Origin of the sequence: Rhodococcus sp. NPDC058505 (assembly GCF_042720095.1) — a bacterium.
In the GTDB taxonomy this organism is placed as follows: domain Bacteria; phylum Actinomycetota; class Actinomycetes; order Mycobacteriales; family Mycobacteriaceae; genus Rhodococcus_G.
This window is the reverse complement of the sequence record NZ_JBHXNB010000034.1, coordinates 1-14,174: the sequence shown is the minus strand read 5'-3', so window position 1 is coordinate 14,174 and position 14,174 is coordinate 1. Positions and strand designations below refer to the sequence as shown.

Here is a 14,174-nt window from a genome sequence, read left to right as displayed (position 1 = left end):
CTCGTTGCGGCGTGGTTCGATGAGCCGTGCCCACCCAACCGATCCGACTCGAGATCCTCCTCGGCAGCGTGCGCGAGGGCCGCTTCGGTCCCGTGGTCGCCGACTGGTTCCTCCGCCGAGCCGGGCAGCACCCGGCGTTCGACGCGGTCCTGCTCGATCTCGCCGACACCCCGCTGCCGCTCGATCACGCGGGCACCCCGGACGTCGAACGGTTCCGGCGTCGGGTTGCGGCGGCGGACGCGTTCGTGATGGTCACCCCGGAGTACAACCACGGCTATCCGGCGGCGCTGAAGAACGCGATCGACACCGCGAAGGAGGAGTGGCGCGCCAAACCGGTCGGGTTCGTCTCCTACGGCGGGCTGTCCGGTGGGCTGCGCGCCACCGAACAGTTGCGGTTGGTCGCCGCCGAGGTGCACATGATCTCGGTCCGTCAGACCGTCAGCTTCCACCGGGCCCGCAAGCGGTTCGACGCGGACGGGGAGACCTCCGACGGCGCCGCGATCGATGGCGCGGATCGGATGCTCGACCAGCTCGCCTGGTGGGCGGCCGCGGCGCGGGATGCGCGCGCCGAACGACCGTATCCGGCCTAGTCACCGCGCGGGCAGCGGATCCCCCGCAGGCCGGGGGCTGCCGAGCAGGGCCGTCTCTGCCGGTATCGTCACCAGCGTCAGATCGTATCGGGTTCCGTTGGCCCACAAGATTACCCGGTTGTCGTGCCCGCCAACCCGGACGAGCGAGACTGGGGTGCCGCCGACCGGTACCGGATCCGGGTGGACGCGGATCGCCGTCACCCCGCGCGGCAGCGGGTCGGGGCCGACGCCGTCCAGCACCACCGCAGTTGCCCAGGGCGGGACCGGGGTATCGGGGGCGGCGAGCAGCAACCGGTCCGGGTCCGCGACGGCGCCGACCAGCTGCCGCCACAGCTGCGGCTGCTCGCTGTGCACCACGATCCGCGCTCCGGTCGCGACGGCACGCAGCACGACCTGACGCGCCAGGTAGGGATCCCCGGCGACGGTCACGACGTCGATGTCGGGCCCGACGACGCGCACCGTGACGCCGCGCCCGTCCGCGTCGGAGCCGATCAGCTGACCGCATCCGCCTGCGGCGACCGGCACCGCGTCCAGGAACGCGAGATCCACGGTCGCGAACGGCGTCAGCGCGTCCAGAGCGTCGGGCGCGCCGGGAAGGTGGGAACGGAGGGCCTCGACGTCCCGGCCGACGGTCGGCGTCAACTCGGGGCGGCAGCCGCCAGCGGGCGCCGCCCCCGTCGTCGACCGGCACGATGCCGCGAACCGGAACTCGTCGCGTGCCCGGCCCGGACGCAGGCGGATCGTCACCGTCGTGGACAGCGCGGCGGTGGCCCAGATCGTCGACAACAGTGCGGCATTCACTTCTCGCGGAGCGATCGCATGCCCGGTGCTGCAGCCGGACGGCACCGCGGCGTACCGCCACGACCGGTGCTGCTCGTCCGGCTCGCCCGCGATCACCGACCGGGCGGCGGCGATCTCCGGTGCCGTCAGGATCCGGCCCCGGACACCGGCGACGTCTAAGGCCCGCACGATCCGCTGCGCGGCGATCGACACCACCCGCCCGACACCGTCGTTGCCACCGCCGCGCCGCGCCACCGCGGCGGACTCGGTGCTCGCGTCGAACCGCACCACCACCCAGACCGTCCGCTGCGCGACCGCCGCGAGTGGGCCGAGCAGGTCGTCGTAGCAGGCTGCCGTCGACGCCGTAGTGTCGCTGCGCCGTCCGTGCGCGATGACGTCGATGCCGGACAGTGAAATATCGTGCTGGGTGAGGGATTTCGCAAGCATGTGGAGCGGAAGCAGCTGGTCGTGATCGGCGGTGTCTCGGGTCAGTCGGGTCACCGCGCCCGGTTCCGGTTGCACCTCGATCACCGCTGCAACCATCCCGGCCGCCCGGCACAGCCCGACCGTCGCGCCGTCCGCGGCGTCCACATCGGTGAACGCGGAGGTGTCGGCGCCGGGGCCGGTGCGGTACCGGACCGCGGTCCACCCCCAGTCCAGCAGGGTGCGGCCCCGCATCGGACACAGGCAGAGTGTCGCCACCGCGACTGCGGTCAGCGCAGCCTGCCACCACGCCATGCCGGCGACGGACCCGACGATCCCGACGGCCAGCGCCGCGACCTGCGCCGACACGACGGTACCGACGGGCACGGACGTCCGGCGACGCGCACCCACTCTGCGCCAACGAATCACGATCATCCCCCTGCCCCGTTTGGACGTCCCCCACGCCACGGTTCCCGCGGACTGTACTCTGTGCCCCCGTAGTGCGCGCCAAGTGGGGGAGGGAACATGGCAGCACAGCCGACGACTCGATGGCAGGTCAGCGGATACCGGTTTCTGGTCCGGCGGATGGAACATGCCCTGGTGCGCAGGGACGTGCGGATGCTGCACGATCCGATGCGCAGCCAGTCGCGGGCCCTCGCGGTGGGCGCTCTGCTCGCCGTGATCGGGGTGGCCGGATGCGCGGCGCTGGCCCTCATTCGCCCGCAGGACAAGATCGGTGACGCCCGGATCGTGGTTGGAAAGGATTCCGGCGCAATGTTCGTCGATCTCGACGGCACCCTGCATCCGGTCCTGAACCTGGCCTCCGCACGGCTGATCGTCGGCGCCGCCGACGCCCCGGTTTCGGTGCAGGAGTCCGAGTTGGGAGCGCGCCCGCGCGGTCCGCTGCTCGGCATCCCCGGCGCGCCGTCGGCGTTGTCGCAGGGCGATCCGGGCGGGTGGACGGTGTGCGACTCGATCGCCGGCGGGGCCCGCGCCGTGACCACCGCCGTCATTGCGGGCGGCCCGGACCTCCCCGGCGGGGTGCGGGAGCTCGCCGGGGAGGAGGCGCTGCTGGTGCAGGGCACCGCAGGCACCTACCTGGTACACGAGGGCGCCCGCAGTCGCGTCGACCTCGGCGACGCCGCGGTTACCCTCGCCTTCGACCTGGACGGTCAGGTGCCCCGACCGGTCAGCGCCGGCCTGCTCGCCGCGATCCCGGAGGCGCCCGCGCTGGCCCCGCCGGTCATCCGTGATGCTGGGACGCAGCCGTCGTACCCATTCGGGGGCAACCCGATCGGCTCGGTCGTGCAGGTGCAGGATGCCAAGGAGACCCGCTACTACGTGGTCCTCGCCGACGGGTTGCAGCGGATCGGCCGGGCCACCGCGGACCTAATCCGGTACGCCGACTCGCAGGGCGCGACCGGGATGGCGACGGTCACCCCGGACGCGGTGGCGGGACCACCGCGCTCCACGGCGCTGGCGGTGGAGACGTTCCCGGACACCGCGCCGCGGATCGTCGACGACGCGAACGACCCGGTCGGCTGCCTGTCCTGGCGACCGGTGCCGGGGGACGGGGGAGTACGGGCCACCGTCGCTGTCGCCGCGGGAACAGCCTTGCCGCTGCCGGCCGATGCGCGTCCGGTGACCCTGGCGCAGCGCGACGGAATCGGGGACAACGCGGACCTGTTCTTCGTTCGACCCGGGCCCGGGGCGTTCGTGCAGGCGACCGGTGCCGCGCCATCCAGTGAACGGCAGGGAGCACTGTTCTTCGTCGCCGACACCGGGGTGCGGTACGGCATCGAAAACGCAGACACAGCAACGCTCTTGGGCTTCGATGGGGACCCGGTGGCCGCCCCGTGGCCGATCCTGTCGCTGTTGGCGCCGGGCCCCGCCCTCGGCAGGGAGGCCGCCCTCCTCGCACACGACGGCGTCGCGCCGGACGCTCAGCCGATGGATGTGTCTGCGCGCTGAAACCGGCGACGCAACGGAAACGAGGCGAGCACACCGAGCGCCAGTAGGACGGCGACGACCCCCGCCCCGACCATCGCGACCGTGCGTGGCCGGGTGTCGGGCGGTGGTGCCGCGGCCGGAGCCGGCACCGTCACCGACCGCGGCGACGTCACCGGCTCCCGGTCCGGCGCGGTGACCGCGGCCACCGGATCGACGACGCCGTGCCCGACGTACGGATCCCACCCGGCGGCCGGGGCGTGTGCGGTCCGCTCGATTCGCGCGATCACCTGTGCCGCGGTGAGTTCCGGGAACCGCGCACGGACCAGCGCCGCCGTGCCCGCGACGTACGGCGCGGCAAAACTGGTGCCCTCGATGGGACCGCCGTTCACCGCGTCGGTGAGGCCGGCATCCCGAGGTCGCCGCGGGTCGAGCGAGGTGATGCCGGTGCCGGGGGCAGCGACATCCACCCACGGGCCGGGCAGGGTGAACTCCGACGGGGCGCCGTCCGGGTCCACCGACCCGACCGCGAGCACCCGGTCGTCGTACCAGGCGGGTGTGGCGACGGTGGTGACCTGCGCCCAGGGGTCCGCGTTCGGCCTAGCCGGATCCGGTGCCGGGTTCGACTGCCTGCACGCGTCCAGATTTCCTGCCGCGGCGACGATCACCGCATCCCGGATCCGGGCCGCGTAGTCGATTGCCGCGCCGAGCGCCCGATGATCGCCGAAACCCGGTGGTACGCAGGCGACCTCGGAGATGTTGATGACCGTTGCGCCGAGGTCCGCCGCCCGACGGACCGCCGATGCCAGGGTGGTCAGATTGCCGACGCCGCGCGCATTGCGTCCGTCGGCGTCGGCGGCGCCGACCTGCCGGTAGATGTTGCTCGACTGCCGGATGGTCAGGATCCGAGCGTCCGGCGCGACACCAGCAAACCCGGTGGCGTCCGACCGTGTTGCCGCGATCAGGCCCGCGACGAGGGTGCCGTGCGCGTCGCAGTCGGCGGTGCCGTCGCCGGTCGACACGAAGTCCCCGCCGGGCATCAACCCGGGCAGCCGGGGATGGCGCTCGACGCCGGTGTCGATCACCGCGACCAGCTGGCCGCGTCCGGTGCTCAACGGCCACACCGATTCCAGGTCGAGGGCCCGCTGCGGTGCGGGGACCAGCGCCGGGTCGGATCCCGGGGTGGTGGCGGGGCACGGGTCGCGCAGCTCCGACTGCACAGGCGGCAGGTCACCGGGCGGCAGGCCGCCGGGATCGATCGTGGGTGGCGCGACCGCCGCCGCGCTGCCGGATCCCACGAACGGGACGGCCATCGCGGCGATCAGCACGACGGCCCGCAGGACGCCCATCACAGGCCGCGCATCGCCGCGAACAGGCCGCCAACCCAGCAGGCGAGGGGCAGGATCGCCGCGATCGCCGCGTAGTCGAGCAGTTCCACCGCGCGGCGCTGCACCGGCGAGAAGTCGTGTCGTGGCGCGAGGACGCCGAACGCGAGGGCGACCCCGACCCCGAGGGCCGCGACGGCAAACACAATCGGCGCCAGTGCCGGGTCGGTGACCGCCGCGCCGGTCAGCAGCAGAAGCAGGATCGCGGTGCCGGACCCGATGAGCGTGCCCGCCTGGGCGAGGCTCGCGTACGTTCGCCCGCGCAGCATCAGGACCACCGCCGCCACCACGGCCAGAGTTACTCCCGGCCAGGCGATTCCGCCCGATCCGAACGCGGCCGCGGCCGTCAGGGCCGCGGCGACGGTGGTGACGCTCGCCGCGGCAACCAGCCCGGTGAGCAGGCGCCGGGCCCGGGTCGCCCGTGCCTCGAGCCCAACGAACGACGGCAGGGGACCGGCGTCCGGGAGCTCCTCGGTGTCGAGGGGGGATCCGGGCGACGGCACCGGGGGCAGCGGGAGCTTCGCGAGCAGCATCGACAGGCGCGGCGCGGCGGCGAGCAGGACCAGCGCGCCCGCCGTGACGGCGGCCCCGATCGCCGTCGGCGGCAGCGCCGTCAGGACCGCGACCGTTGCTGCGGCCGCCGCGGCGGTGGCCACAGCCGCCGTCGCGACCGCGATCGGTGCTCCCGTCCCGCTCGCCCGCGCGGCAAGGACCGCGACCGCACCGCAGGTGACGGCGCCGAGGAGCAGGCTCGGTGCGCCCGGCACCCCGGGCACCACCAGCGCGCCAGCGGCGAACGACGGGGCCAGCGCCGCGCCCCACAGCGTGACCGCGCTGGCGTCGTCCCGGTAGACGCGGGCGACGACGGTGCCCGCGACGACCAGCAGCGCCGCCACCGCCGCAGCAAGCACCATGCCAACCAGTCCGTCGTCGCTGAACCGCGCGACCAGCAGGCCGACCGTACCGATCAACGTCAACGCCAGTGCCGCAACGGATCCGGTGACTCGGGCGGAGGTCGGCGTCCATCGGGGGAAGGTCTTGGATTCGATCGAGGCAACGCTGTGCATCAGGTCGTCGAACAGCGGCGCCGGTGCCCGCCGGTCCGCGGCCTGCAGCACCAGCAGTTCGCCGTCGCGCACCCCGAGGTCGCCCAGCGTGCCGGTCGGGTCCAGCGGGGAGTGCCCGAGCCGACCCAGCGTCCACTCCGTTGCCGTGACTCGGAGCTCGATCGCGTCCGGTGCGTCGCGGCGCAGGTCGATCATCGCGACGATCTCGGGGATCAGCAGCACCAGCGGTGCGCCCGCGGGCAGGGCGAGGTCCACCTGCACGTTGTCGGCCAGGACCGTCAGTCGACACAGATCCGCCCGGGATCCCCCACTCACAACATTCGTCACTTGCGTCCCCCCTCGCACACGGGTCCCCACCCGCGTGTCCCACAACGAAACTGCGCGCACTCTACGGCAGTCCGCGGACGCCATGGGGTCGCGGGTCACACCGGGTGTGCGCTACTGTCCAACGCTCGAGGCGCGGTCCAGGGGAGAGGACGGCGCACACAGATGGTCGCCGAAGTCGGCGCGGCATCGACGCGAGGGGGGGATCGCGCATGGTCACTGTCCGTTTCGTGCGCAAGGCACGAACCGAGGTGCCGCGCACCCCCGGCGGTGAGGTGAGCCTGCAGCCGCCCCCCGAGATTCCGAAGGTCGTCCCCGGCAACCTGCTGACCAAGATGCTGCCCGTCGTGATGGTCGTCGCGATGCTCGGCATGGTCGCCCTGATGTTCACCTCCGGCATGGCGTCGAACCCGATGTCGCTGCTGTTCCCGGTGATGATGGTGGTCTCGATGCTCGGGATGCTCGCCGGCGGACGCGGTGCGGGCGCGCGGGCAGCGGAGGCCAACGAGGACCGCAAGGACTACCTGCGCTACCTCGACCAGCTTCGCCGCGACGTCTACGACACCGCCGAGCGTCAGCGGGCGGCCCTCGACTGGAGCCACCCCGAGCCGGAGCACCTGTGGACCCTGGCAGGCACCCATCGGATGTGGGAGCGCCGCATCACCGACCCCGACCACTGCCACGTCCGGGTCGGCCTTGGCAGTCAGCGGCTCGCGACGCGCCTGGTCGCCCCGGAAACCGGCCCCGTCGAGGACCTCGAGCCGGTCGCCGCCGTGTCGCTACGACGCTTCGTCCGCACCCACTCCGTCGTGCCCGAACTGCCGACCGCGGTCGCCTTGCGCGGCTTCGCTGCCATCGGTTTCGAGGGCGACCGCATCGCCACCCGGGCCCTGGTTCGGTCGATGTTGGTGCAGCTGTGCACCTTCCACGGACCGGACCAGGTGCAGGTCGTCGTGGTCTGCGGGCCCGACACCGCAGCGGAGTGGGAATGGGTCAAGTGGCTGCCACACGCGCAGCACCCGGACCGCCACGACGGTGCGGGCACCGGGCGGATGGTGTACGGCTCGCTCGCCGAACTGGACGACATGCTCGGCTCGCACCTGGCGACCCGGGCCCGGTACTCCCGGACGGCGCCCGCGACCGCCGGGGTGCCGCAGGTGGTCGTCGTGCTCGACGGTGGCATCGCCTCGGCGTCCGGCATCCTCGACGACGGGCTGGACTCGGTGACGGTGTTCGACCTGGGCGGATACCGCCCGACGCTGTCCGCGACCCGCGGCATCCAGCTGGTGCTCGCCGGCGGTTCGCTCGGCGCGCGCAGCGGATCCGGTGTCGAGACCTTCGCCGTCGCGGACGGGATCAGCACCCACCAGGCGCAGACCGCTGCCCGCCGCCTGGCACCGTTCCGGCTCGCCACCCCGACCTCCGCCGACGGGGGCGACGAGTCCGGCGCTGCCGCCGACTGGCAACACCTGCTTGGCCTCCCGGACCTCGCGACCCTCGACCCCGCTCACGCCTGGCTGCCCCGCGCCCCGCGGGACCGGCTGCGCGTCCCGATCGGCGTCGCATCGGACGGCAGCCCCGTCGAGCTCGACCTCAAGGAGGCGGCCGAGAACGGGATGGGTCCACACGGGTTATGTATCGGCGCAACCGGTTCCGGGAAATCCGAGTTCCTCCGTACCCTCGTCCTCGGGCTGATCGCCACGCATTCCCCGGAGGCGTTGAACCTCGTCCTGGTCGACTTCAAGGGCGGCGCCACCTTCCTCGGCCTCGACGCCGTGCCGCACGTCGCCGCGGTGATCACCAACCTCGCCGACGAGCTCGCGATGGTGGACCGGATGCGGGATGCGCTGGCCGGGGAGATGACCCGCAGGCAGGAACTGCTCCGCGCCGCAGGCAACTTCGCGAACGTCACCGACTACGAGAAGGCGCGGGCGGCGGGCGCCGACCTGGCTCCGCTGCCCGCGCTGTTCATCGTCGTCGACGAGTTCTCCGAACTGCTCAGCCAGCAACCCGAGTTCGCGGATCTGTTCGTTGCGATCGGACGCCTCGGCCGCTCCCTGCACATCCATCTGCTGCTCGCCAGCCAGCGCCTCGACGAGGGCAGGCTGCGTGGCCTCGACTCCCACCTGTCGTACCGGATCGGTCTGAAGACCTTCTCCGCGAATGAGTCTCGCACCGTGCTCGGTGTCCCCGACGCCTACCACCTGCCGGGAACGCCCGGCGTCGGCTACCTCAAGTGCGACTCGGCGGAGATCGTCCGGTTCTCTACCGCATATGTGTCCGGGCCGTACCGCAGGCGATCCGCACGCCGCGGCGCCGGTGGATCCACGGTGCCCGCCGACCTGCGGCCGCGCCCGTTCAGCGCCGCGGCGGTCCTCGACGAGCAACCGCTCGGGCCGCCAGCGCCGGTCGACGAGCCGGACCCGGAGACCGACAGCGGACGTACCATCCTCGACGTGGTCGTGGACCAGGTCCGCGGGCGCGGTTTACCCGCCCACGAGGTGTGGCTTCCGCCGCTCGATGCCCCGCCGACCCTCGACACGCTGCTGCCGCCGCCCGTCGCGCGGGTGGCCGGGGAGGTGGCGCTGCGGGCGCCGATCGGAATCGTGGATCGCCCGTTCGATCAGCGCCGCGACCACCTCGTCGTCGACCTGTCCGGATCACGCGGCAACGTCGCCGTCGTCGGCGGTCCGCAGTCGGGCAAGTCGACCGCCCTGCGCACCCTGATCCTGTCGATGGCCCTGACCCACACCCCGCGCCAGGTGCAGTTCTACTGCCTGGACTTCGGTGGCGGCACCCTTGCCGGACTCGCCGCCCTGCCGCACGTCGGGTCGGTCGCCAACCGCCTCGACGTCGACCGGGTCCGCCGCACGGTCGCGGAGATGGCCGCCCTGGTCCGGGATCGGGAACGACGCTTCCGGGAACTGGGGATCGACTCGATGGCCGAGTTCCGCCGGATCCGCGCCGCATCCGCCCCGGCGGCCGCCGCTCTCGACGCCGACCCGTTCGGAGACGTCTTCCTCATCGTCGACGGCTGGCCCGGCATTCGGCAGGACTTCGAACCGTTGGAGGCGCAGATCGGTGCGCTTGCCGGGCAGGGACTCTCGTTCGGCGTCCACGTCGTCGTCACCGCATCTCGCTGGGCCGAGATCCGGCCCGCACTCAAGGACCAGCTGGGCACCCGCATCGAACTGCGCCTCGGCGACCCGTCCGACTCGGATGTTGGGCGGGTCAAGGCCGCCCGCGTGCCCGAGGGGCGGCCCGGTCGCGGAATGACCGCCGACGGGCTACACCTGCTGACCGCGCTGCCCCGCATCGACGGGCATTCCGGCTCCGCGGACCTCACTGCGGGCGTCGCCGACGCTGTTGCCCGGATCGCTGCGGGCACCGACGACCCGGCCGCTCCGGCGGTCCGGATGCTGCCGGAACGCTGCCCGCGCGAGGACGTCCTCGCCCGCATCCCGGACTGGCCCCCTGCCGGAGACGGACCGTGCCTGCGGGTCCCGATCGGCGTCGACGAGGCCGCCCTCGCCCCCGTCCACATGGATTTCGACGAACACCAGCACACCCTGGTGTTTGCGGACGGCGGAGCGGGCAAGACCACACTGCTCCGCGGGATCTGCGCGGGACTCGTCGAGTCGAACACTCCGCGGCAGGCGAAACTGATTCTCGCCGACTACCGCCGCACCATGCTCGGCGCGGTCGAGGGCGACCACCTCGCCGGCTATGCCGCCAACGCGCCGACCCTCACGACGATGATCACCGAACTCGCGGGAGTACTGGAGGCCCGGATGGCCGGCCCCGACCTGACACCGCAACAGATCCGGGACCGATCGTGGTGGAGCGGGCCCGAGATCTACGTGATCGTCGACGACTACGACCTGGTCGCCACGCAGGGCGGAAACCCGCTGCTGCCGCTGCTCGACTATCTCCCGCACGGCAAGGACGTCGGCCTGCATCTGATCGTCGCCCGCCGCTCCGGCGGCGCCGGACGCGCACTGTACGAACCGGTCATCGCCCGACTGCGCGACCTGGTCCCGACCGGGCTCGTGATGAGCGGCAGCCGCGACGAAGGCAACCTGATCGGCACCGCACGACCCACTGACATGCCGCCCGGGCGAGCAACTTTGGTGACCCGGGCGGGCACGGCGCCGATCCAGGTCGCGTGGCTGCCGCCGCTGTGACCGCGGATCGCGCGGCCGCGGTGACCGCCGTCCACCTCACCGACTCCACGATGTGGGTGCACCGGGGTGACCGGTCGGCGCACCGCCCGGCGGGGGTGCTCGTTGCCGACGGCGGGCTCGAGGTCGGCGTCGACCGCTCGATGGCGGTGGGGGACGACGCGTTCGAGTCGTCCCCGGCGCTGTTCGTCGACGACGACGTGCTCCTGCTCGGGGAGACCGCCGTGCCGATGCCGGAGGTGCTGGCCGCGGTGCTCGCGCACGGGATAGCGGCGGTCGGGGCCGCCGTTCCGGTCGGCCTGCTGGTGCTGACCTGCCCGAGCGGCTGGGGGATCCGCAGGCGGCGCGTGCTGACCGCGGCGGGACGCGCGGTGGCCCGCGAGGTGCGGGTGATCGCCGTCGCCGACGCCGTGCGGCGCCTCGTCGGTGCCGAGGAACCGGGGATCGTGGTCGAGGTCGGGGAGCTGGGGTCCGCCGCGACGGTCGGCAGTGCCCACCTCGTCATCGACACGATCGGTTCCCGGGACCTCGTCGAGACAGACGACGCAGCACCGGAACTGGTGACGATGCTGCACGCTGCCTGGCCCGAGGTGCCCGCATGGGTGGCGGTCACGGGTGAGCCGCCCGCGGCCCGCCTCGCGGTGGAACTCCACCGGGGCTGGGACGGGCTGCCGAGGGCGGTGGAGGTGCGGGGTGCGGCGGTCGCGGCCGCCGCGCACGCGTGGGGCGTCGAACTGGCCGGTCCGCCGCGCCCGGACCGGGAACCGTCGCCGACGCGGCGGAGTCGCGCCCGCCCGTACGGGGTCGGCATCCTCCTCGTCGGGGTGCTCGCCGCGGGCGCCGCCTGGATCCTGCCCGGCGCCGCACCCGACCCGGTCCCCGCCGAGCCGCCGCGGATGGCGTCCGGCCGGGCGTCGATCACGGTGCCGGACGGCTGGGAGCAGCGCGCCACCGGCCGCGCCGATCGGATCGACCTCAGGCCAGCCGACGGGCACCCGGCCCGAATGCTGCTGGCACAGAAGGAACTCAACCCCGGCGCCGACCTTGACGCGGTGGCCCGTACCCTCGCCGGCCGGATCGCGGAACGTCCGGGGACCTTCGGCGAACTGGGCCGCGTCAACCTCGATTCCCGGGACGCCCTCGCGTACCGCGAGTTCCCGGAACCGGACTCGCAGGTGCGCTGGCACGTGTTCGTCATCGACGGACTTCAGGTCAGCCTCGGATGCCAGGCGTCGCCCGACCTCCTGGTCGACCTGGAACCGGCCTGCGACCGCGTCGGCCGTTCGGTCACCGTCGCACCACGCTGACCGCCACCGTTCGGGCGGCCCGAAACTCGTCGGGATCGGGCGGAACCGAACCCCGATGCCACTGCGTCCAAGAGGGTGTAGGCGCGGACCGACTGCAGCCCACCCGGGCCGACACCACGGACGCGACAGGAATCAGGAGGGGTGCATGAGCGGTCAGATGAGGACGACCACCGAAACCATGGAGGCCGCCGCGCGGCACGTGGGGGACGTCAACGGTGACATCCAGGGGTTGCTGACCTCGCTGCAGGGCAGGCTCACGGCGGTCAACGGCGCGTGGGAGGGTGCGGCGAAACTGGCCTTCGACAACCTGATGGTGCGGTGGGACGACAGCGCGAAGCGGCTGAACGAGTCGCTGCTGGCGATCAGCGAGAACATCCGTGCCAACGGTGTTGCGTTCGCCGCGACGCAGGACGATCACGTCAGCGCGATTACCGGCGTAGGCGGCAGCCTCAATCTCTGACCTGCCCAACACGATCGAACGACTCGTCCAGGGGGACAACATGAGTGGGACCATGCGGTACGACTTCGGCGCCATCGACGGGGCCCGTGCTGACATCGCGGCCAGCAGTGCCAACATCAACGGCAAGCTCGCTGACCTCAAGAGCTTCCTCGCTCCGCTCGTCGCGGAGTGGGAGGGCTCGGCGGCCGAGGCCTACCAGGCCCAGCAGGCGAAGTGGGATGCCGCGGCCAACGACCTGAACCAGGTGCTCGAGGCGATCGGCCGCGCTGTCGGTGCGGGCAACGACGACATGAACGCAACCAACAACCGCGCGGCGGCCAGCTGGGCCTGACCCGTACCGCGTTCATGAGCGAGGACGTCCCCGGTGGAGGAGAGCCACCGGGGACGTCCTCGTCCCCGGACCCGGTTCAGGGCCGAAACACCAGCAGCGGGACGTGTAGTTCCGCGGAGGTGAGCGACCCGTGATGTCCGATCAGGATGGACTGCAACGGTTCCGACCCGCGCCGGATCAGCGCACCGTCACCGGTCGCGACCGCGATCACGTCGCCGATCCGCTGCTCGGCCGCCGGGCTGACCGTCGGACCGAACCAGCCGCGTTCGATGACCTCCGCGCGGGAGTACACCGCGAATCCGTCGGCGAGACGGTCCCGCCAGCGGGTCAGCACGGCGTCCGCCGTGCCAGGCTCGGTGTACACGTGCCGGGCCCGCGGTTCACCGCCGATCTGCCGGACACCGTGTTGGAGGCTGGCGTCGCGATCGATGTCGATGGGGGAGCGGACCTGCACCATCCCGTGGTCGGCGGTGACGATCAGCGCGCCGTCCGACGGGAGTCGGGACGCGATCTGCCGGACCAGCAGATCGACCTGCCCGAGTTCCAGCGTCCACGCGGTCGACTCGGGGCCGCGCGCGTGCCCAGTGAGGTCGAGTTCCCCGTGATAGGCGTAGACGAGCGCGCGGTCACCGTCGAGCATCGCGGCAATCGCGGCGTCCGCGAGATCGCCCATCGAGAAGGTCGGGCGGAACTCGCCACCACGCAGCGCGGCGCGAGTCAACCCGGACGCCCCCTGATAGGCGGGGCCGACCCGAGCGACGGTGACGCCGCCCGCGGCCGCCCGCTCGAACGCGGTCGGGGTCGGCTGGAACTCCTCCGGGACGAGTTCACGCAGCAGATCCACCTTCGGCCCCTCACCGTGCAACCGCCACCTCAGCGGGTTCATCAGGCGGTCCTCGCCGGGCACCGCCATCAGGTAGCCGACGACCCCGTGCTCACCGGAGGGCAGACCGGTTCCGATAGAGGCGAGGCTCGCCGCGGTCGTGGTGGGGAATCCGGCGGTGAGCACGGGGATGGCGCCGGCGGAGGTGAGGAACGGCGCGTCCGCGGTGTGTTCGGCGAGCAGCTCGGCCCCCAGTCCGTCGATCACGAGGACGCAGACGCGATTGATGCCGGACAGGTCCAGGCCGATGCGGTTGACCTCGCCGGGGACACCGAGTTCGGCCAGAACCGATGGAACCAGATCGGACAGTGATTCCCGCCCATACTGCGGAGCAAGCAACATGACCCAAGGCTAGCGGCGGGCCGATGCGCCGTCTCGCCGTGAACCGCGCGAGTTTGGCAGCTGTGACCAGGCGATTTGCGGACTGCCGATCAGTCACGTAACTTTTGTCGAGTCAGAGCGACACGGACACCGACCCGGACCGAGAGGTGCGGGA

The 14,174-nt window shown here is 72.5% G+C and carries 10 protein-coding genes; 6 read left to right on the top strand and 4 right to left on the bottom strand.

Translation table 11 applies throughout. From position 1 onward, the window contains the following. Positions 1-26: 26 nt before the first annotated feature. Positions 27-590: an NADPH-dependent FMN reductase gene (locus ACFWPA_RS18245; protein ID WP_378571334.1), complete on the top strand. Its 564-nt coding sequence runs from the start codon at positions 27-29 to the stop codon at positions 588-590. Here ACFWPA_RS18245 and eccE read toward each other — a convergent pair whose 3' ends face one another. Next, positions 591-2,180 carry a type VII secretion protein EccE gene (gene eccE / locus ACFWPA_RS18240; protein WP_378571332.1) on the bottom strand — a complete coding sequence of 530 codons (1,590 nt, stop codon included), beginning with the start codon at positions 2,178-2,180 and terminating at the stop codon, positions 591-593. Between the two features lie 138 nt (positions 2,181-2,318). Between eccE and eccB the strand changes: the two genes are divergently transcribed. Next, positions 2,319-3,764 carry a type VII secretion protein EccB gene (gene eccB / locus ACFWPA_RS18235; protein ID WP_378571330.1) on the top strand — a complete coding sequence of 482 codons (1,446 nt, stop codon included), beginning with the start codon at positions 2,319-2,321 and terminating at the stop codon, positions 3,762-3,764. Here the strand turns inward: eccB and mycP are convergent. Both mycP and eccD read right to left on the bottom strand, forming a co-directional pair. Further along, positions 3,737-5,089, bottom strand: coding sequence for a type VII secretion-associated serine protease mycosin (gene mycP, locus ACFWPA_RS18230; RefSeq protein WP_378571328.1), 1,353 nt, complete (start codon positions 5,087-5,089; stop codon positions 3,737-3,739). The two genes, eccB and mycP, sit on opposite strands and share 28 nt — an antisense overlap. Further along, positions 5,089-6,519, bottom strand: coding sequence for a type VII secretion integral membrane protein EccD (gene eccD, locus ACFWPA_RS18225; RefSeq protein WP_378571326.1), 1,431 nt, complete (start codon positions 6,517-6,519; stop codon positions 5,089-5,091). Before eccD ends, mycP begins: the two co-directional genes overlap by 1 nt. A 209-nt stretch (positions 6,520-6,728) precedes the next feature. On the opposite strand from eccD, the gene eccCa reads away from it, so the two are divergent. From eccCa to ACFWPA_RS18205, 4 genes are all read left to right on the top strand, one after another. Further along, positions 6,729-10,700 carry a type VII secretion protein EccCa gene (eccCa, locus tag ACFWPA_RS18220; RefSeq protein WP_378571324.1) on the top strand — a complete coding sequence of 1,324 codons (3,972 nt, stop codon included), beginning with the start codon at positions 6,729-6,731 and terminating at the stop codon, positions 10,698-10,700. Next, a complete protein-coding gene (locus tag ACFWPA_RS18215; RefSeq protein ID WP_378571321.1) occupies positions 10,682-12,004 on the top strand; it encodes a type VII secretion-associated protein in 1,323 nt (440 codons plus the stop codon). Before eccCa ends, ACFWPA_RS18215 begins: the two co-directional genes overlap by 19 nt. A 145-nt stretch (positions 12,005-12,149) precedes the next feature. After that, positions 12,150-12,464: a WXG100 family type VII secretion target gene (locus ACFWPA_RS18210; protein WP_378571319.1), complete on the top strand. Its 315-nt coding sequence runs from the start codon at positions 12,150-12,152 to the stop codon at positions 12,462-12,464. Positions 12,465-12,504: 40 nt separating this feature from the next. Continuing rightward, positions 12,505-12,795 (top strand): WXG100 family type VII secretion target, encoded by a 291-nt coding sequence (locus ACFWPA_RS18205; protein WP_378509429.1) that lies wholly within the window; start codon positions 12,505-12,507, stop codon positions 12,793-12,795. Positions 12,796-12,871: 76 nt separating this feature from the next. Here ACFWPA_RS18205 and ACFWPA_RS18200 read toward each other — a convergent pair whose 3' ends face one another. Then, on the bottom strand, positions 12,872-14,020 hold the full coding sequence (locus tag ACFWPA_RS18200; protein ID WP_378571317.1) for an alkaline phosphatase family protein: 1,149 nt from the start codon (positions 14,018-14,020) through the stop codon (positions 12,872-12,874). Positions 14,021-14,174 lie beyond the last annotated feature (154 nt).